The sequence below is a fragment of the Paenibacillus lentus genome (assembly GCF_003931855.1).
In the GTDB taxonomy this organism is placed as follows: domain Bacteria; phylum Bacillota; class Bacilli; order Paenibacillales; family Paenibacillaceae; genus Fontibacillus; species Fontibacillus lentus.
This window is the reverse complement of the sequence record NZ_CP034248.1, coordinates 4,083,549-4,103,364: the sequence shown is the minus strand read 5'-3', so window position 1 is coordinate 4,103,364 and position 19,816 is coordinate 4,083,549. Positions and strand designations below refer to the sequence as shown.

Here is a 19,816-nt window from a genome sequence, read left to right as displayed (position 1 = left end):
ATTCATTGTCTTAATTAAACCAATTTGGGATGGTAAAAAAATACTATAGTGATATTAAAATAGCTCCGCTCTCTAGCCCACTTTTAGAAATCGAGGGATGAAAAACAAAGGGTAAAGCATCAATGCTAAATTCGGAATCCACCATGTAAGATCAAATTCCAAGCGTAACGACCAATATGATATTGCCATTAATCCAGAACAAAATGTAAGAACAAGTGAAATTAATGCGACTGGTTTCCATTCCGAACATCTTTTTCGATGTAAATAAATTGCACTCAAACCTGTAATGGAGATGACCATATCAAGTGGAAAGAAGGACCAGTTCCAAGCGACTAAAATCGGATTTGTGTAATCAGAATATGCGTATTCAACGGGAATTAATTTCATTGCTGTTGCACTGAAATATAAAATAAAGGAAAAATCTATCACGAGAAAAAACCATTTTAACACACGCATTGATGGCTCTTTTTGAGTCGAATCCATATTATACCTCCAATTTATGTTGTAAATTCAATTGAATCTCCCAATCGTGTTTAAGGCAAAATTCAAACCTACAGCTCTCTCTTGTTTATCATTCCATGCATGACAACATCGACCATCGTTGCTACGGCTTCTGGCAAGGGTTTTACTTCATGAGTATGAAAGTCAGGATCAAAAATGGCCATAGATGCCCCTCGCAATAATTGAATGACGCTTGGAACATGAAGTGAGCGAAACTCCCCTTCTTGAATACCAAGTTCTATAATTTGTTGAACGGTTTTCCACTCATCTTGAAGAAGATGATCGATTTTTTCCCATTCATTAGGAGCGAACCGTTTCATTTGCATTAATACTTCGGTATCCCCAAAGCGCAACCCACTAGGAACAATCAATAATACGGCTTTCAACTTTTGTTCGTAGCTCCAATTTTTCTGTTGAAAAATCATTTGTTCGCGTTGTTTTACTTCTTTAATTGCATCGTCGACAAGGGTCTCTATGATGTGTTGTTTCGAGTTGAAATGCTCGTAGATTGTTCTTTTACTTATCCCTTGCCTTGCCGCGATATCATTCATCGTGAATTTCAACCCTTTTTGTACAATTAACTCAAGTACTGTTTCTTGTAATCTCTTCTTCAAGAAGGACCTCCTTACTTGATCTTGGTACCGTTTTTGTTTTTTTGGTACCACAAGTTTTATTATGGTGCTCATATACGAAATGTCAAGTCGCAGTACAAAGGGATTCAAAACTTTTTAATTATTCCTTTAACATTTTAGATCTTCGCTCGTTATAGTCAATGAAAGGTGGTGAAGTATGGACACCGGACAGCTTTATGAACAACTGCAGCCAAAGCTTAGAGAAATTCGGAATTATTTGATTCGTCTGGGCGCTTCTTCCTCGGATGCGGAGGATATCGTACAGGAGACCGTGTATAAAGCATTTCTATACATAGATTCCATTGAAAATGGAAAGTTCAGCGCATGGCTGTACAAGGTGGCTATTAACCATTTGGAAATGACAAAAATGATTAAAAAAGCCAAGCGAAAATCAACGATCCGTTCGGTTGTTATTTCGTTGATGGTCACCGTCTTTGTGCTGTTTGGAGCGATGATCGGCAATGTTCAGTTAGTCAATTGGAGCTCCAGCCGTGCCATGAACGATGAATGGATGATGGAGGAAATTAGTGGGCCGAATTTGGCAGGCACGGGATATACCGATGAGCAGGGCCTTTTGTCCGGCATACTGGAGTTTCATAAAGTTAAAGTAATCGAAGGCGTACCCATACCTTGGCCCAGTAAAAAAGTTGATTATCAGGTCATTCCTTTCTTTGCATTCGCGGCTTTGGGGGGAAGCAGTACAGAACCAGGCATAACACTTCCTGATGCTGAAATGAAAAAAGAAGGCTACGAATATACCCGTGCTTATAACAGCGCTAATGGACAACGAAAAATGTTGTTTTACATTCCTCAAGTGGATTACAACGGAAAAATACTTAACGATCTGTCCTTGCTTCAAGATATGGATCAAAACAAGCTGGTGGAAATGGCCATATCGTTTGACCGGGATTATACGCTTAGCGAATTGAAACAGATGATTCCTGGCGGACTCACTCAGACCTGGTATTGGGTGGATACGTAGCAACAAAGATTTTTATAAACCGTATATAGACGGCAATGGCAATCAAAGTTATGCGACTCCTCATAGTGAGGACACCGTCAGAGGTTTCGGCATCTTACATGCTGATCCCAGCGAAGTGAGCGAACAGAAATTTCTTGATGCTTTGGAGTGGGGGGTGAAAGCAAAAGGGAGATATCATTACGAGTTCAGCCAAATTTACGACTATCTCAAAAAGGATAAAGCCGAGCCGGATGCAACGGACGTACGTATTTTGGGCGTAGTCGTTACGGGCTCCGTACAAGATTTTTATAGTCTAATAGATCAAACTTATGTAAGAGGAGTCACTTTAGGCTCCGTGGTGGAAAAATATTAAATAGATTTAGAGCTACCGCGATTCGATTGTCAGATGTATAATCATGGAAGAAGCTCAGCTAACAGATGATCCGGCCCCAATTAGAGCTATTTACGGCGGGGTCTTTTTTTATGCGTGCCAGGTTAAAAATAGGCGAAGGAATGATCACCATAAACGTTCAAGGTATTAGCGATGGGAATGGGAACGGCTGGTTGGAGATGGCACAATGACAAATTATTTAATCACCATTTTTATGCTCACCATGATTATTCATACCGCTGAAACGCTGTCTTATTCTTTAAGGTATGCCGGAGTAAAAATAAATAAAATCGCGGTAGCCCTCTCCTTAACAGGAATTATGGTGCTTGTCTCGAGAACTGCAAATTTGATACAAGCGCCGCTCACGGCGAAGTTCATTGATTTTGCCAGAATTGATCCTACGTTTAACGTGCTCGGATATCTCAGAGTTATACTGATCGCCGCCTCGGTGGGGACTTTCATCGCCATTGTTCTATTTCCAACGTTTGTGAACATTTGGATGAGAGTAATTTCGAAGCTGGAAGTAGCAGGTTCGCTGCCGCGGCTGATTTCCAGTGTTACAGTAACGCAGCTCAGAAATACGAAGCATTATATCGCGAAGCCGACGTTTCGATTACGAGAGTTTAGATATTTGGGTATTTCTAAGAGGTTTATTTTTTTAAATGTGATTGTAACGGCAATTTACACGGTTGGTGTATTGTCATCCCTTTATGCGGCTCATTTGGTTCCAGAATTAAGTACCATGGCATCGCAATCTTCCGGTTTGATCAATGGGATCGCGACGATTCTATTGACTATATTTATCGATCCTCAAGTAGGTTTAATTACTGACCGGGCCCTAAATCACGAAACGTACCGAGAGCGGTTAGGAAAAATATATTTGCTGCTGATGGGGTCAAGGCTGTTAGGCACTTTGGTTGCGCAAGCCTTAATCCTTCCTGCATCTTATTTCATAAGCGTGATTATTCGACTGATTTAGCATGCAGGGGTAGAGAACTTAATATTGTTGCAAAAAAAGAGCCGATCCGATTTAATTCGGATCGGCTCTTGTCATAGAGTAATGTCGTTAGCATCGTCTGGTTATCCAGCGAGTGCGCGTCGCCCGGTTTATTTTACAGTAACTGTTAAAATATCGCTTTTCGTGATTCCACTGCTGTTTTCCAGCTCGACTTGGTACTTATACACGCCTGCGGCTTTGTCTTCAATCTTCGTCACAGCCGATTGGGCATGTGGAGTAGAAGCGGTTATAGTCTGGGTATCGACCAGAACGCCATCCTCGTAAAGACGGTAGATGGCGGCGTTCGTGCCCCACCATAAATTCATGGTCAACTGGTAGTTGCCATCGCCGTCCCAATTGTCGTCCGAAAGCACCGGTTTGGCTGGTGCCGCATACTTCACGGTAACCGTTCTAGCTTCACAAGCGGTCGTACCGAATTTATTCGTAAGTTCACAGGTGTAGGTATAGGTGCCGTTTGGCCGACCCGTGATTTCCGTGGAAGCAATCTGTGCGGAAGGAGAATCGTCAATAAGCTTCTGCGTATCGATCAATTTTCCGTTCTCATAAAGCTTGTATTCGCTGCCGTTATTGCCCCACCACATATTCATCGTAATCGTATAGTCTCCGTCCAGCAGCCCTGTATTGTAACCATTATTATCGCTTAATACCGGTTTGCCTGGAACGCCGGTTGCCTGAACAGGCTCCTCGGGTTTATTCGGCGCTCCTACATAGGTAATCAACGGGGCTTCAGGCTGCTCCATGCCATCACCAAGGAAGAAGCCTGGATGCGGCGGCTGGTTATAGGCAACGTTTTGCCAGGCGACCCCAAGGCGATAGATCGGATCATGCATCAAGGTGCGCAGTTTATGCTCTGTTGGATTTACAGTCGTGTAGACGCGAAGCTCCGTGCTGTCTGCGGATCGCCAGATGACTTCTTCCCGCCAATCGCCGAACAAGTCGGCCTGCAGGGATGGATTCCCTTTGGTATAGTTGTTCGATAGGGTGCCATCGGCCGTTAGCAGGTTGATGGTCGTCTTGTTCTTGTAATCCCATTTATCGATTGTGCCCGTACCTGTCTTGGTTTCGGTATTCCATTGATGGTCGAGCAGCTCGCGCAGCAGGTCGCCATCCCACCAGACTCCGAAGTTGGCGGAGGACGGGATACTCTCACTGATCAACTCGCCTCGCGCACTGTATAGACCTGTAATGGGAATATGTTCCTCGTTCGTAATCGTCGACGCCCACGCTTCTTCGCCCGGATAGTTCGGATCGATATCGGCGGTCATGCCACGGCCGGTGTCTCTGCCCGTAAATACGCCCCATAGAATTTCACCGGTGGCCGCATCATGCATTTCCAGCCCGTACTTGGCACCCGTGCTCTCATGAACTCCGAATACCTCAAGCCCAGGACGAGTCGGGTCAAGATCCCCGAAGTGAATGGCGTCGCCATGCCCGAGATTTGTGCTATACAGTATTTGGCCGTTGTCATCAATGGTTATGGCACCAAAGATGATTTCGTCTTTGCCGTCATTGTCCACATCGCCGACCGATAGATTATGGTTGCCTTGGCCGACATAGCTTCCATTGCCGTCATCATTCGTATCAAAGCGCCACTGCTTCGTTAGCTGTCCATCCTTAAAGCTGTAAGCGGCCAGTACGGTTCGAGTGTAATAACCGCGGCTGAAAATAACGCTAGGATGCTCGCCATCCAAGTAAGCGACAGCGGCCAGGAAACGGTCTACCCGGTTGCCATAGGTGTCGCCCCATGCACCTACATCTCCGCGCGGCGGATCGTAATCCACGGTAGACAATGCAGCGCCGGTCTCGCCGTCAAATACGGTGAGGAACTCGTCGCCAAGCAACACATAACCCGAGCTGTTGCGGTGATCTTTGGAAGCATCGCCGATGACCTTGCCTTGGCCGTCAAGCGTTCCGTCAGCTGTCTTCAGGACCACTTCAGCTTTGCCGTCTCCGTCCAGATCATAGACCAGGAAGGGGGAGTAGTGTGCTCCGGCCCGAATGTTATGCCCTAAATTAATGCGCCACAGCCGTGTTCCGTCCAGCTTGTAAGCATCCAAGTAGACAATTCCGGTATAACCACTTTGTGAGTTATCCTTGGCATTGGAAGGCGACCACATCAGCACGATTTCGTACTCGCCATCCCCGTCCAGGTCGCCGACGCTGGCATCGCCCGCTATATACGTGTATGGCTGGCCGTCTTTCGTATAAGCATCAGCCGGTTTCTGGAGCGGGATCGCCAGATACTGCTGCTGCCATACGCCAAACTTGCTGCTGGCGTCCTTTTCCTTGCCGTCCACGACTGTCGTTATTTTATATACGGAATGATTTTTGCCTTCCTTATCCGTGAAATTGGTGCTGTCTGCAATCGGCTTCTTGTTCAACTTGACTCCGTCGCGATATATATTGAAAGCGATATCGTCTGGATCCAGGCCGAGCATTCGCCAGCCGATATAGTTGCCGCCGTTCGTTTTTACTGCAACGGGAGCCCGGTCTATATACTCCATCTCGCGGTATAATGTTGTCACTGCTTCGGTCTTCAGCGCATCCGACAAATTGGAAATTCCGCCGGCATTGACCGAAGCGACTTTATAGTAATAAGGAATGGTCGTAAGCACGGTGGTGTCTGTATAGGAAGCTGACTTTGCCTTGCCTATTAGCATATATTCGCCATCCTCTTGGGCAGCACGATATACGTTGTAGAACCGCGCTTCTTCAACGTCATCCCAGGCGATTGTAACATCGTTCTTATGGATCGCCTGAACGCTTAGCGCGGTTGGCACTGGTGCCAGGGGATGGTTCGGATCGATCGTCGTTACAGCAAGCCCATTCGAAGGAACGGATTCAAATCCGCCATTGTCGATCGAGGTTACGCTGTATACATAGCTCAGGCCTACATCCGCCTTGGTGTCGGTGAAGGATGTATCGGGCGTTTCGCCGACCAGCTCCAGATAGGCTGCGCCTTCCGTTTGCCGGTATACCCGGTATTTGACCGCATCCGTCGCACTTGCCTTCCAGGACAATTTCACTGTGATAGGATCACTAGAGAGCTCCAGCTCATCCAACTGCAGCGCATCCGGTGCAAGCAGGATCGGAGTGATCTCCAGGGCGTTGAGGTGTGCAGTCTGTCCGCTGAACACCAGGTTCAACTGTCCATCGGTGACGGCGATTTGGTTGAACACCTTCTCGGCAATACTTTCTTTGCCGGAGGAGACTGTGCCGTAATCTATTCCTTCGATATGGACATTGGTTCTCGTGGAGCCGATCCAGTCTCCGGTATACGTTTTGACGGAGTAGGAGCCGTTCGGCAGGTCGACCTTGAATTCATAGCTTCCGCTAAAATAGATGACGAAATCCCGGCGCAGCACATCCGTTGCGCCTCCCCGATCCCGATCATCCATGCCAGCGCTGGAGGTCAGGCCGTAACCGAGCTCCGGCGTATACAGGCTATGGCGTGTTACTTCCGTATAGCCTTCGGCGACCGGAGCGCCGACAGGGCCGAAATCGTATTTGTACTGCGCGGATTTGGTTCCGATGCGAATTTCATCCGAAGGCTCGGACTCACCTCGTCCGTTGATGGCTGTAACGCGAACGGTATAGGCCGTGCCCTCCGTCATACCGCTGACTGTAATAGAGGGAAGAGTTGAAGTTCCGACCATCTTATAGGCGGATTCCGGTTCCGCGGCCAGCTTACGGTATACCTTGTAGATTTCCGCCGTTTCGACCGCATTCCATTTCAGGACCGCACCGGCATTGCTAATACTGCCTGCTGTTAAACCTTGCGGCTTGGAGGGGACGTGCTCTGGCTGTTCGGTTTCCTTCACATTGTTTGAGAGCGGTGATAATCCCAGTTGCTCTATGCCGCCGGCAACGAGCTTGGCGATCTGGATTGCGCCGTACTCCTGGAAGTGAGTGTTGTCTACAGCGCCGTTCGGAAAGGCTTGGTATACTCCCGGATCGACATGTAGAAAAACGGAACGGGTGGCCTCCGGGCCAATAGAGTCATAGTAAGCGACGCTTAGCGCGCTTAAATCGACCAGCCTCACATCAAGCTCATTAGCAACTTCCTTCATAGATGCAACATACTCGGGGAAGCTGACGTTGAATTTACCTGTTGTCTCATTAAAATCTCTCCGTCCGACAGGGGTAACAAGAATCGGAGTAGCTCCGCGCTGCCTGGCGCCGAGAACGTAGGATTTTAGATAGATTTTGAAATCCTCAGGCGAGGTATATCGCTCCGGCCTGCTGATCGTCGCATCGTTATGGCCGAATTGCACGAGTAAATAATCGCCGGGCCGAATTGCCTGCAGAATTTCATCCAGCCGGCCTTCAAAGACAAACGATCTTGAGCTCCGGCCGCCGATGGCACGGTTATCGATGCGAACATCATCCGTAAAGTAACGGTCGATCATTTGGCCCCAGCCTGCTTGCGGCTGCCAATAGGAATCATAGGTTTGAACCGTAGAATCGCTCGCGAGATAAACAACGGGCTTCTCTCCAGGCTCACGCTCCAGTTGCTTGCGAATGACAAGTGCATTCATATTTGGTACCGTGCCCGTAAAGTCCAGATTCAATTGGCCGTCAATTAATGCAATTTGAAAGTCCATCTCCAAATATTGCCCTGGGAGCTTGGCCGTTTGTTGTACCTTCTGAATGGTCTCCACTGAAATGGCAATATCGGTCGGTCCGCCTTCATCACCGGATATGAGGGAAACCGTATAGTCACCATTCGGAAGATCCACGATGAACGAAGTGTTTTTCGGTACGACGAAATCGGTTTTCAACGGATGGGCTGTCCCGCGATCTTGCTCGGAGACCATGGCCGGATCGGCGAAGCCATACCCAAGAGCCGGGGAGTAAGGTGTATCCGCTGTAACTTGTGTGTAACCGTCTGCCGAACTGCCTGGCCCGAAGTCGAAGCGAAGCTCCTCGCTAGCCAGTAATGATCCAGGAGAGTCATAAACTGCGCTTGTGACGGTACCAGGAGCTGGATCATCCAAGGATTCCGTCTCATTGGCACGGGCACTGGATCCGAAGGGTAGTACCGTGGTGAAGAGCATAACCGAGATTAAGAAAACAAGGAATGGATGCTTATACACACTGCTTTTCATCAATTGCCATACCCTCTTTCTAAATGTAGTTTGTTAAGAACCCCAACCTGTAAGCGGTTACAAATTAAGTTGGAAACAATCCCTCCTTTGCTTCGTTTCTACTAATAATTTTCCCCCTCTCCTGAAAAAATTGAAATATCTGTTAATTACAATTAAGATAATAGCATTTTTATTCTGTAATAAAGGTTCACAAAACCGTTAACTTTCCTTAAAAATCAGACTTTTTGCATCTTCGGGGCTACTATAAGTGATGCATAAAAACGCTATAGCCTCCGCATCCTACAGTTGGACTATATTAACATCGAAGGAGGTGCCAGATACGTTATGAGTAAGAAGGATCAAGGGCTTAGTAAGTATGAAGTTCAGCGGAATTCGCTGAATAAAATGCCGGTTCCCGATAAGCAAAGAGAAGAATTCGCAAAAGAAATGGTTGAGGATGCCAAGGCTGCTTTCGGGCAGGAGCAAACCGAGCAGGAAGAATAGTACGGCTTAAATTGAGAATATAAGGGTGCCTGACGGTTAGAAAACCGAGGGGTGCCCTTATATTCTTGGGAAATTATAATTTGAGAAAAGCTATGTTTTGAAATATATCGATTTTGTATGAAGGGAGGAATTAGATATCGGGAGCAAGAACAATAAGATTAAAGAAGGAATATTTTGTCGCGAGTAAAGGGAGATTTTTTATATGAAGCTTTCGATTGATTTACTTGAAAATATCAAGGAGGCCCCGTACGACTTGTTATTTTTAGCTGATCCTTCCGAGGAGAACGTAAATGAGTATTTGCGCAGGGGCCAATGCTATGTTGCTGCGAATGGGCTCGAAGCCGTCGGGGTATTTGTACTACTCAGAACACGTCCAGGGACGATCGAGATCGTGAATATTGCCGTCCGAGAGCATTTTCAGGGCAAGGGGATCGGCAGAAATTTAGTGTTAAGCGCAATCGAAAAAGCTAAGGAGCAGCAGGCAGCCACCGTAGAAATAGGTACCGGAAACTCGAGTTTGAGCCAGTTGGGGCTATATCAGAAATGCGGATTTAGAATTACCGGGGTGGATCGCGATTATTTTATCAAACATTATGATCAAGCGATATTTGAGAACGGAATTCAATGCAGGGACATGATCAGGTTAAGTCTTGATATCTTAAAGCAATGAACTGTTTGTTATCTCATAGAAATATCAGGGGGATGAGGTGGGGAAGCCGCTCCAAGTCTATGTCCGATTGCCAATTTAGCGAACAGAATAAAAAGAAACCCTTCGCCAAATGACGGTGGGTTTCTCCTCATTTTTGGAAAGCGTCTGCAACTGCTCAGCAATCAGCAGCCGTTAATTCACCTTCGTAAACAGCCATTTCTGAGCGTCCGTGCCGTTATCCGTCCACTGCTGAACCGCTGCGCCATCGGCCGTCGACGAACTGGCAACGTCCATGACCAGCCCGCTGGCTTTGGATACTAGCTTATAATATCCGCCGCCCGCATCGGCAAGCATCCACCTTTGGGCATTGGTTCCGTTGTCTGTCCACTGCTGCAGTTGTACGCCACTCGTTGGACTTGAGCTTGGGACGTCTAGTACTTTACTGCTGTGCATGGCTGTCAGCTTATAATATCCGTCTCCCGTGCTCTCCACTTTGAAGCGCTGATTGCTGGCGCTATAGTTGGTCCATTGCTGCATTTTAGCACCATCGGCAGTGGAGACATCTACTACGTCCAGTACCTTGCCGCTTGCTTTGGAGGTGAGCGTATAAACGCCACCGCTAACGATGTTCGGCGCGCTATCAGCCTGGTATACCCGTACATAATCAACCAGCATCTGCGCCGGGAATGGCGTCGATGCATTAGGACTCCCTGGCCAGTTGCCACCAACAGCAAGATTTAGCAGCAGAAAGAACGGCTTTTGAAATTCCTCTGTGTTTCCGGTCCCGTTGGCGATATAAAATTCATTATACTGAACCCCGTCTACAAACCAGCGGATGTAGTTCGGATCCCATTCAATGCTATACGTATGGTATTGGGAGAAATCGAGACTTCCCGAAGTTCGGCCAAACTCGGCGTGGCCATTGGCGTCCCAATGCACGGTACCATTCACGAAAGGGTTGTTGTTGACCCGCTCCATAATATCGATTTCACCGCATGCCGGCCAGCCGACCGTCGTAATGTTGGAGCCCAGCATCCAGAAGGCAGGCCACAACCCTTGCCCGGAAGGGAGCTTGATTCTGGCTTCGACCTTTCCGTAGGTAAAGTTCCTTAGTCCTTGGGTCTTGATCCGGGCAGAAGTGTAATTCATGCCGCCGTAGGACTCTTTCAGAGCAGTAATGACGAGATTGCCCCCCGTTACTTGAAGATTCTGTGGGCGGTCCGTGTAGTACTGCAGTTCATTGTTCCCCCAGCCACCGCTCCCTGTGCCGATTTCAGCAGTCCAGTTGGTGGTATTCAGGGAGCTGCCGTCAAACTCGTCGCTCCATATTAGATTCCAAGAGGTTGCAGCGCTAGTACTTCCAGCGGGCACGAAAGAAATCAGAAGAGCTAACAGCAGAAAAAGATATAATGATTTACTGTGTTTTAACATGATTTTTCGCTCCTTTTCATAAAGTTGCCTGCATAATTTGTACACGCTGCGCTGGCGTGCAGAGACTCTAAACCGGTTTCGTTTTTTGAAATGATAACGCTATCATTACTTGCACTTTCATTATAGATTCAAATTAATGGAAATTCAACTAAAATTATTAACTAGGGTTCACCGCTGTGCCGGGAGATTATAAAATAGTGAAGAAAATGTCGGTTATACCGCGCCAGATTATTTTTAAATGTAGTTGCTGAGTTGCAGAGCAAATTTGGTTTGCATGCCTTGGCACAACTGAGGTGAATGGATTTTTTTTATTTATATAGGGTCTCGAAAGGAATATGATCAGCTATTGCTTCTATTGGCAGAGATTGGGTAGAATAGAGTTTGATATTGAGAATCATTTTCAATCGAAGGCGATTTCTTTATGTTCAGGGGGGTAAATATCTTGCTTTCAGATCATTCATATACATCACATCCATTCTCCGCCGGGGATGAGCGGAATGTTAAAAAAGAGTTGTCGGAGATAAAGCAATACATGGAGGAGCACTTTCATGAACCGCTTTCTATTGCACAATTAGCTGAAATGGCCAATATCAGCCCCAAGTATTTTGGCGATCTGTTTAAGAAGAATTTCGGGAAAAGCGCCATGAAATATTTATCTGAGCTTCGCATCAATCAGGCTAAGCGCTATCTGCTTTCATCGGGGGAGCAGCTGCGGCTGCGTGAAATTGCCTTAATGGTAGGCTATAGCGATGAATTTTATTTTAGCCGCAAATTTAAAAAAGAGGTTGGCCTGTCTCCTACCGACTATATCAAGCAAGCCAAGCAGCGGGTAGCTGCATGTTCTCCGGAAATTGCAGGTTTACTGCTTGCTCTGGATATTATTCCGGTAGCTGCTCCGCTCGATCCAAAGTGGACGGCTTATTATTACAACGACTATCGAATGGAAATCACAGATCATCTGCAACTGATGGATCCGTATAGTCCTCGTTCTTTCGAGGCAAATTTGGAGAAGCTGTCTGCGCTTCGTCCAGATACAATAATTGGATCGGAGCAGTTGGGGAGGATCGAGCAAAACAAACTGACTAGTATAGCGACGACTTTCTTCGTCCCGACGGAGCACTACGGATGGCGGGATCAGCTTCGCCTGCTTGCCCGTTTTTTGGAACTGGAAGAGAGAGCGGAACGGTGGATCGAAGACTATGAACAAAAAGTCCAGGCAGCGAGAAGAGAGGTCAATAAGGCGCTCGGCAACGACAAAATTATGGTGTTGCGGATTTACGGAGGTCATATTCATACTTACTGGAATCGTGGAATTGGAGATGTTCTATACGAAGATTTAAATTTAAAGCCAGCCTGGCCGCTTTGCTCATCAGTCAACACGGAGCTTACGCTCGAACAATTGGCGGCAATCAATCCAGATCGGCTGCTGGTGGTCGTATGTGCAGAAACGGTATCCCGCACGTACTGGCTATCTCTGCAGCACTCTAAGGAGTGGAAGCAATTGCAAGCGGTAAAGAATGGCCAAGTACACCCGATTCCATCCGACCCCTGGTTTGAATATTCGGCAGTGGCTATAAGCCGGATGCTGGATGAAGCACTACTCATGTTAACAGGAAAATGTCCAAAGGCTTTGCAGGATACTGTCCATGGTGCTACCAAGGGAATATGATCTATAATCATTCTCAATGATAATCATTATCAAGAGAAGAGGGGTCACCATGTTGGGAGTTACTTATAAAATAGGAGAAAAATTTAAACCGCATTATTTATTGCTGTGCGTTGCGCTTGCGGGAAGTGTGCTTACTGCGTGCGGTACGGATTCCGCAAAGAGTTCATCCGAGTCGCCGGCAGCGAATCAGGGTGCGACGGAGGCTACCGTATCCGGGGAGAATACTCGGGATGCGGCAAAGAGAGAGCAGACGTTCAAGGATGAACTTGGCCATGAGATTCAAATTCCGGCTCAGCCCCAGCGCGTATTCGCACCATATTTGGAAGATTCGCTGCTTAAGCTGGGAGTTAAGCCAGTAGCGCAGTGGTCGAATGGAAATCTTGGTCATGATTATTTGCAAGGGGAATTGCAGGATGTACCGAAGCTTGACTTCTCAGGCGGGGCACCGTCTTCAGAGGTACTGCTATCTTACGAGCCTGACCTCATTATTCTGCATACGGCCAATTATGCTGGCAACGGTGTATACGAGAACTATTCTAAAATTGCACCGACCTATGTGTTCAGTAACGCTGCGGGTGATGTTGAAAAATCGCTCGAGACGTTGGGGGAACTGCTAGGGAAGAGTGAGGAGGCCAAACAAGCAATAGAGTCCTACCATCAGAAGGTTGACGAGGCCAAAGCGGTGATCGAGAAGAACGCACCGGGTAAAAAAGTAGCGATTGTTCGTTTTGCTGCCAAGGGTGTGAGCTTGATGGGTGGCAATTACTTTTGTGGTTATGTCTTGAATCAGCAGCTAGGCATTGAAATGACTAAGCTGACGGAAAACGAGAATAGCTTGAACTTATCCCTAGAAATATTGCCGGAGATGGACGCAGATTATATTTTTGTCATCAATGCTTATGGACAAGGTACAGAACGCATGAAAGAAATGACGGAAAGCAGCATTTGGAAGAGCATCCCTGCCGTGCAGCAAGGGAATGTATACGAAGTAAGCGATGAATACTGGCTCGGAAGCGGCCTGATCGCTTATGAAAAAATCATCGACGATACAGTCAAGCTAATGACTGAATAACCGAATAAAGGTGGATTGGAAGGAAATGGCTGACGGAAAGCAAATGGTCATTCCCCGTGCAGCAGAATGGTTTATGCATTCTCGCGTGGAAAGCCGCAAGTTTCGAATTATGGTAAGTACGCCCTCCGAGCCGCCTCCGCCTTCAGGTTATCCGGTATTTTATGTGCTGGATGCGAATTCCGTATTCGGCACAATGGCCGAAACTGCGCGTCTGCAAGGGAGCTGCCCCCATAACACGGGGGTATTTCCCGCGGTAATTGTGGGCATTGGCTACGATACATTGGACCTGTTCCCAGCGGAGCGTTATTACGATTATACACCGGAGACAAGTCCGGACTATCGGTTCAGGCCCGACGGAACTCCCCTGCCGAAGCAGGGGGGGGCGGCAGCTTTTTTGCAATTTATCGAGAAAGAACTGAAACCAGAAATTGAAAGGCAATACAACATCGATCCAGGCAAGCAGACGCTGTTTGGCCATTCGCTAGGAGGACTATTTACCTTGTTTACGCTGTTTACGAGCCCTGGGTCCTTCACCTGCTATATTGCTGGCAGCCCTTCGTTCCACTGGAACAAAGCGATGATCAGTGAGGCTGAGGAGATGTTTGTTAACCGCCTGCAGCAGGAAGCATTAGATGTGAAAGTCTTGCTTGGTGTAGGGGAGTTGGAGCAAAATCATATTTCCCAAAATAGTAAAAATGCGCGAAGGCTGGCTGAGCGTCTATCGATGTTCACGAGCTCTGGAATTACATCCAGCTTTAAGGAGTTTGAAGGCGAGGGGCATGTGACAGTGCTGCCAGCCTTGATCAGTCGGGCCTTGCAGTTTGCTTTTCAACCGTGAGGATGGCGATGGAGGAATCAGTAAAAAAAGGAGAGGGAGCCGCTAAAATAATGTTTATCTCGCAGAGGAGAAAGGTGGAATAGTGAGGTGGAGTATACGGGGATCCAAGGAAAGGTTGCTTTGGTGACAGGAGCAGCCCAGGGGATTGGCGAAGCTGTCGCAAGAGCTTTGGCGAGTGCAGGAGCCATCGTCGCTGCCTTAGATTTGAATGGAGAAGCACTTGAGGGTCTTGCGGCAGAACTTCGTGCCCAAGGCTGCCAAGTTTCTGTATTCGTCACCGATGTTGCTGATAGCCATGCTGTTGAGGCGGCTGTCGATCAAGTTGAGCGGGAGCTCGGCCCGATCGAAATTCTCGTTAACGTAGCCGGTCTATTGCGAATTGGAAGCGTTGAGGCCCTTAGTGATGAGGATTGGGCTGCCGCTTTTGCCGTTAATGCAAACGGAGTATTCTATGTATCCCGTTCTGTTGTTAAACGAATGGCTGTGCGTAAATCCGGTTCAATCGTGACTGTGGGTTCCAACGCAGCGCGGATACCGCGCATGCAAATGGCGGCTTATAACGCTTCCAAGGCTGCGGCAGTCATGTTCACCAAATGCCTAGGACTGGAGCAGGCTACCAACCACATCCGTTGCAATATTGTGTCGCCAGGATCAACGGATACGGTGATGCAGCGAATGCTGTGGAACGATTCAAATGGGGGCCAGTCGGTTGTTGCTGGATCACCCGAAGCATTCCGCTTGGGCATACCGCTTGGTAGGATTGCAGCCCCTTCGGATATCGCCGATGCGGTCATGTTTCTCGCTTCCGATCGAGCGCGGCAAATCACAATGTTGGATTTATGCATTGATGGAGGGGCGACATTGGGAGTCTAACCACTTGAAAGGGGATGTTTAAGGAAAATGGTAAACCATGGAGCTGTATATGAAAAAACGGCGGCACAACTTCTCGAGGAATACGAATCGGGATTGTGTTTCTTTTTATCCTCACCAAAACGTACGTTACTTGCAAAGGGGGAGTGGGCTAGATTGTGGGCTGATTCGCAAGACGGAACTCCAGGAGCTCTGTCAAATCGAGTCAAAGAACTGCTGGCCGCTGCCACCCGTTCCCACAGTGAACAGATTGTCGTTGGTGCAATTCCGTTCGACCTTGCCAAGCCTGCTGAGCTGATAGTACCTTTGTCCACGGAATGGGCCGCTTCTTTGAGTTTTAGCGAAGAGGAACGAAGTGAGGGAAGTGGACAGTTTGCATCTGAGCTGGACTACGAAATGAACATGCATCCCGATCCTGAGTTTTATAAAGCGATTGTGAACACGATGTTGGAACGACTCAAGCAGGATATGCTGCAAAAAGTCGTACTGTCTCGAACGCTGGAGCTGAACTCAGCTGAACCCGTGGATACTCGCCGTCTGCTGCGAAATTTAGCCCGCCATAATGAGCACGGCTATACGTTCGCGGTTAATTTGGGCGGAGAGAAAGGCGCTTCGTCCTTGAAGGAGGGAGCCGAGCCGGCAGCAGCGGAAGTTCGGACTTTGCTTGGAGCCAGTCCAGAGCTGCTTATCACTAAAACCGGGCTGCAAATTCGGGCGAACCCGCTGGCAGGTTCTGCACCGCGCAGCAATGATCCCGTTGAAGATGAACGCAGGGCCGCTGCATTGCTCGCTTCGGCCAAGGATCAGTTCGAGCATAGGCTGGTCGTGGAGGCCGTTGAGGCTGCGCTTCGACCGTATTGCAAGAGCTTAGATGTACCCGCAAAACCGTCACTTGTGCAAACTCAAACAATGTGGCATCTGTCTACGGATATTTACGGTGAGCTTGCCGATTCCGCGACTAATGTGCTTGACCTTGCGCTCTCTCTGCATCCTACGCCGGCGATTTGTGGAACTCCTACGGAGCTGGCGCGTGAAGCTATTCGTGAAATAGAGCCTTTTGAACGGGGCTTCTTCACGGGTATGGTAGGTTGGTGCGATAGCCAAGGGGATGGTGAATGGATCGTCACGATACGTTGTGCAGAGGTGGAGGGAAGAAAACTTCGCCTCTATGCGGGCGCAGGAATTGTGGCGGATTCTAGTGCCGAGGCCGAGCTTGCTGAGACGGCCGCAAAGTTTCGTACCTTGCTACTGGCTATGGGGCTAAATGACCGACAGCTGGCTGTTAGAAAGAAGGAGGGAATTTGATGTTGGCTGGATGCTCTGCTTGGCCGGAAGAGTTTGCGAAGCTGTACCGCCGGGAGGGCTGCTGGCGCGGCGAGACCTTTGGGTCAATGCTTCGGGAGCGTGCAAAGGTGTACGGCGATCGGATTGCGATTGTTAGTGGTGAACGGCGGATCAGTTATGCCGAGCTGGACGCACGGACAGATCGTCTGGCAGAAGGAATGAAGAGAATTGGAATTCGCCCTAAGGATCGGGTGGTTGTTCAACTGCCCAATGTTGCAGCATTTTTTGAAGTGATATTCGCGTTATTCCGGATCGGTGCATTACCCGTATTCGCCTTACCCCTGCATCGAAGGCATGAGATTTCCTATATATCCGAGTTTTCCGAAGCGAAAGCTTACATTATAACGGATCGCGAAGCGGGTTTCGACTATCGTGAGCTGGCCAGAGAAGTCATTCGAGAGGTTCCTACGCTGGACCATGTTCTGGTGGTCGGTGAACCGGAGGAATTCGTTGCTCTGGAGAAGCTGTATATGGAGCCTGAAACGGGCCATGAAGCTGACTCATGCAAAGAAAATGAGAAGGCTGAACGCGCAGACGACCCTAGTCAGCTTACGAAGTCTAAGCTTAGAAGCCGGGAGGAATTCGAGGAAGTGGGCAGCAGCATGGCTGAGCCAAGGCCGGAGGATGTCGCTTTTTTGCAGTTGTCGGGAGGAACAACCGGCTTGCCGAAGCTAATACCGCGTACGCATGATGATTATATTTACTCCCTGCGCCTCAGTGCGGAAATTTGCGGACTTGACGAAAACAGCGTCTATCTGGCCGTACTCCCTGCGGCACATAATTATCCCCTTAGCTCGCCGGGCGTGCTTGGGACATTATACGCTGGAGGCCGCGTTGTGCTTGCACGGGGAGCCAGTCCGGAAGAGGCGTTTCCCTTAATGATTCGAGAACGGGTTACTATTACCGCGCTGGTACCACCACTAGCTTTAGTCTGGCTCGACGCGGCAGCACGTATCAAGCCTAGTTTTCCTCATCTTCAGGTTCTACAGGTCGGCGGCGCGAAATTCAGCGCGGAAGCGGCGTCGCGCGTGAAGTCGTTATTAGGCTGCCAGTTGCAGCAGGTATTCGGGATGGCTGAGGGACTGGTCAATTATACGAGGCTGGATGACCCGGACGAGACCATTATAAATACTCAGGGGCGGCCGATGTCGACTTGGGATGAAATTCGCGTCGTTGATGACGAGGATGTCGAGGTGAAACCGGGCGAGGTCGGCCATTTGCTTACCCGGGGCCCGTATACGATTCGCGGCTATTACAAAGCGGAGGAGCATAATGCCAGAGCCTTTACGAGCGATGGCTTTTACCGCACCGGGGATCTTGTACGTATCGATGCAGCCGGCTATATCGTTGTTGAGGGACGTGACAAGGATCAGATTAACCGTGGGGGAGAGAAAATCGCTGCCGAGGAGGTAGAGAATCATCTGCTCGCTCATCCGGGAGTCCATGATGCGGCTGTCGTAGCCATGCTGGACGAGTATTTGGGTGAACGAACCTGCGCGTTTATCATTCCAAAGCCAACAGTTGACTCGCTGCCATCGAGTGCGCAAATTAGGGCTTTTTTGACGGATCGGGGTCTTGCGGCTTATAAAATCCCTGATCGCATCGAATTTTTGGATTCATTTCCTAAAACAAAGGTAGGCAAGGTAAGTAAAAAAGCGCTGCGTGAGCTTCTTGCCGAGAAGCAGCGTTGTTGAATGAAACGGATTGATTCTATCATTATTAAAGTTTTGTGGGTCAGCATAGTTTCGGGTGTCCAAAATTAACCGTCGAAAGGATGATCAACATGGGTATTCCTGCTATCCTTCCATACTCTATGCCTGTCGAAGCCGAGCTTCCCGCAAATAAGGTCGCTTGGCGGCCGGAGCCGCAGCGGGCAGTGCTGCTTATTCATGATATGCAAAATTACTTTTTGCAGGCTTATAACACGAAGGAGTCGCCTGTCACCGAGCTCTTTTCTAATATTTCGGAGCTGCGTAAACAATGCGCTAAGCTGGGCATTCCCGTTGTTTATTCGGCCCAAATTGGGGGACAGAGCCAGGAAGAGCGCGGGCTTTTACTGGATTTTTGGGGGCCGGGGATGGGGGTAGATCCGTTCCAGTCACAAATCGCGGATGAGGTAGCCCCGAGCGAACAGGATCTTGTTATGACCAAATGGCGTTACAGCGCGTTTCAAAAAACGAATCTACTGCAAGTCATCAAAGAGCATGGACGCGACCAGTTGATCGTTTGCGGTATCTATGCACACATTGGCTGTCTTCTAACTTCCTGTGAAGCCTTCATGCAGGATATTCAGTCGTTCTTCGTTGCCGATGCGGTTGCCGATTTCTCGCTAGAAAAACATAAGCAGGCTCTCACCTACGCTGCTGAACGCTGTGCAGTTACGTTGACGACGCAGCGGTTGTTAGATGCACTCGGGCTTGGGGAGGGGGCGCCAGCGGAACAGTCGGACGATTCTTCTGCTGAAAAATCGACATTGTCCTCCTCTAAGCAGTTAAACGCGTCGTCTACCAGCTCCTTGGATTCTAATGGGGCTAATGAAGAAACCGCTATTTTAGCGGCCCAGGCTTCATGGACATTGTCCTATGAGCAATTGCGCGAGGAGGTGGCCAACCTATTGCAGGAGGCTGCAGAATCGATCGGTGAGCAGGATGATTTGGTCGCCTACTGGGGGCTTGATTCGATCCGTATTATGAGCTTGGCTGAACGGTTCAGCCGTGAGGGACTGGAGATCAGCTTTGCGGAATTGGCAGAACGGCCGACGCTGGAGGGATGGTGGGCTCTCCTGTCTGCCCGCATGTCCCCATCCATTCCGAACGTAGACTACTTTATGGTTAGAAAAGGGGTGTAAG

General features: G+C 48.6%; 16 protein-coding genes. 12 read left to right on the top strand and 4 right to left on the bottom strand.

Translation table 11 applies throughout. The annotated features are described in order from the left end of the window. Positions 1–72 precede the first annotated feature (72 nt). Positions 73–483 (bottom strand): DUF5360 family protein, encoded by a 411-nt coding sequence (locus EIM92_RS18515; protein WP_125084082.1) that lies wholly within the window; start codon positions 481–483, stop codon positions 73–75. A 68-nt stretch (positions 484–551) separates the two neighbouring features. Beyond that, the gene (locus EIM92_RS18510) at positions 552–1,115 is read right to left on the bottom strand and encodes a TetR/AcrR family transcriptional regulator (RefSeq protein WP_125084081.1); all 564 of its coding nucleotides are present in this window, start codon (positions 1,113–1,115) and stop codon (positions 552–554) included. Positions 1,116–1,290: 175 nt separating this feature from the next. On the opposite strand from EIM92_RS18510, the gene EIM92_RS18505 reads away from it, so the two are divergent. From EIM92_RS18505 to EIM92_RS18495, 3 genes are all read left to right on the top strand, one after another. Next, the gene (locus EIM92_RS18505; RefSeq protein WP_125084080.1) at positions 1,291–2,115 is read left to right on the top strand and encodes a sigma factor regulator N-terminal domain-containing protein; all 825 of its coding nucleotides are present in this window, start codon (positions 1,291–1,293) and stop codon (positions 2,113–2,115) included. After that, on the top strand, positions 2,075–2,467 hold the full coding sequence (locus EIM92_RS24515) for an anti sigma factor C-terminal domain-containing protein (protein WP_125084079.1): 393 nt from the start codon (positions 2,075–2,077) through the stop codon (positions 2,465–2,467). The genes EIM92_RS18505 and EIM92_RS24515 overlap by 41 nt, the downstream gene beginning before the upstream one ends. 205 nt (positions 2,468–2,672) lie before the next feature. Continuing rightward, entirely contained in the window at positions 2,673–3,464 is a 792-nt protein-coding gene (locus EIM92_RS18495; protein WP_125084078.1) for a lipid II flippase Amj family protein, read from the top strand. A 128-nt stretch (positions 3,465–3,592) separates the two neighbouring features. Here EIM92_RS18495 and EIM92_RS24510 read toward each other — a convergent pair whose 3' ends face one another. Continuing rightward, a complete protein-coding gene (locus EIM92_RS24510) occupies positions 3,593–8,611 on the bottom strand; it encodes a rhamnogalacturonan lyase family protein (protein ID WP_281279683.1) in 5,019 nt (1,672 codons plus the stop codon). A gap of 324 nt (positions 8,612–8,935) precedes the next feature. On the opposite strand from EIM92_RS24510, the gene EIM92_RS23770 reads away from it, so the two are divergent. Continuing rightward, positions 8,936–9,094: a hypothetical protein gene (locus tag EIM92_RS23770; RefSeq protein ID WP_164515152.1), complete on the top strand. Its 159-nt coding sequence runs from the start codon at positions 8,936–8,938 to the stop codon at positions 9,092–9,094. 202 nt (positions 9,095–9,296) lie between these two features. After that, positions 9,297–9,764 carry a GNAT family N-acetyltransferase gene (locus EIM92_RS18485; RefSeq protein ID WP_125084077.1) on the top strand — a complete coding sequence of 156 codons (468 nt, stop codon included), beginning with the start codon at positions 9,297–9,299 and terminating at the stop codon, positions 9,762–9,764. 171 nt (positions 9,765–9,935) lie between these two features. On the opposite strand, the gene EIM92_RS18480 is transcribed toward EIM92_RS18485, so the two are convergent. After that, positions 9,936–11,174 (bottom strand): RICIN domain-containing protein, encoded by a 1,239-nt coding sequence (locus tag EIM92_RS18480; protein ID WP_125084076.1) that lies wholly within the window; start codon positions 11,172–11,174, stop codon positions 9,936–9,938. Between the two features lie 442 nt (positions 11,175–11,616). Here EIM92_RS18480 and EIM92_RS18475 point away from each other — a divergent pair, with 442 nt between their 5' ends. The 7 genes from EIM92_RS18475 (at position 11,617) to EIM92_RS18445 (ending at position 19,815) form a co-directional block, all read left to right on the top strand. Next, the gene (locus EIM92_RS18475) at positions 11,617–12,843 is read left to right on the top strand and encodes an AraC family transcriptional regulator (protein ID WP_246021042.1); all 1,227 of its coding nucleotides are present in this window, start codon (positions 11,617–11,619) and stop codon (positions 12,841–12,843) included. Positions 12,844–12,892: 49 nt separating this feature from the next. Next, positions 12,893–13,915, top strand: a complete 1,023-nt coding sequence (locus tag EIM92_RS18470) for an ABC transporter substrate-binding protein (RefSeq protein WP_125084074.1) — start codon at positions 12,893–12,895, stop codon at positions 13,913–13,915. A 25-nt stretch (positions 13,916–13,940) separates the two neighbouring features. Continuing rightward, positions 13,941–14,753, top strand: coding sequence for an alpha/beta hydrolase (locus EIM92_RS18465; RefSeq protein ID WP_125084073.1), 813 nt, complete (start codon positions 13,941–13,943; stop codon positions 14,751–14,753). An 87-nt stretch (positions 14,754–14,840) separates the two neighbouring features. Next, positions 14,841–15,626: a 2,3-dihydro-2,3-dihydroxybenzoate dehydrogenase gene (locus EIM92_RS18460; protein WP_125084072.1), complete on the top strand. Its 786-nt coding sequence runs from the start codon at positions 14,841–14,843 to the stop codon at positions 15,624–15,626. Positions 15,627–15,653: 27 nt separating this feature from the next. Continuing rightward, entirely contained in the window at positions 15,654–16,928 is a 1,275-nt protein-coding gene (gene dhbC, locus EIM92_RS18455; RefSeq protein ID WP_125084071.1) for an isochorismate synthase DhbC, read from the top strand. Continuing rightward, positions 16,928–18,661, top strand: coding sequence for a (2,3-dihydroxybenzoyl)adenylate synthase (locus tag EIM92_RS18450; protein ID WP_125084070.1), 1,734 nt, complete (start codon positions 16,928–16,930; stop codon positions 18,659–18,661). Before dhbC ends, EIM92_RS18450 begins: the two co-directional genes overlap by 1 nt. Before the next feature lie 89 nt (positions 18,662–18,750). After that, entirely contained in the window at positions 18,751–19,815 is a 1,065-nt protein-coding gene (locus EIM92_RS18445; RefSeq protein WP_125084069.1) for an isochorismatase family protein, read from the top strand. Position 19,816: the final 1 nt, after the last annotated feature.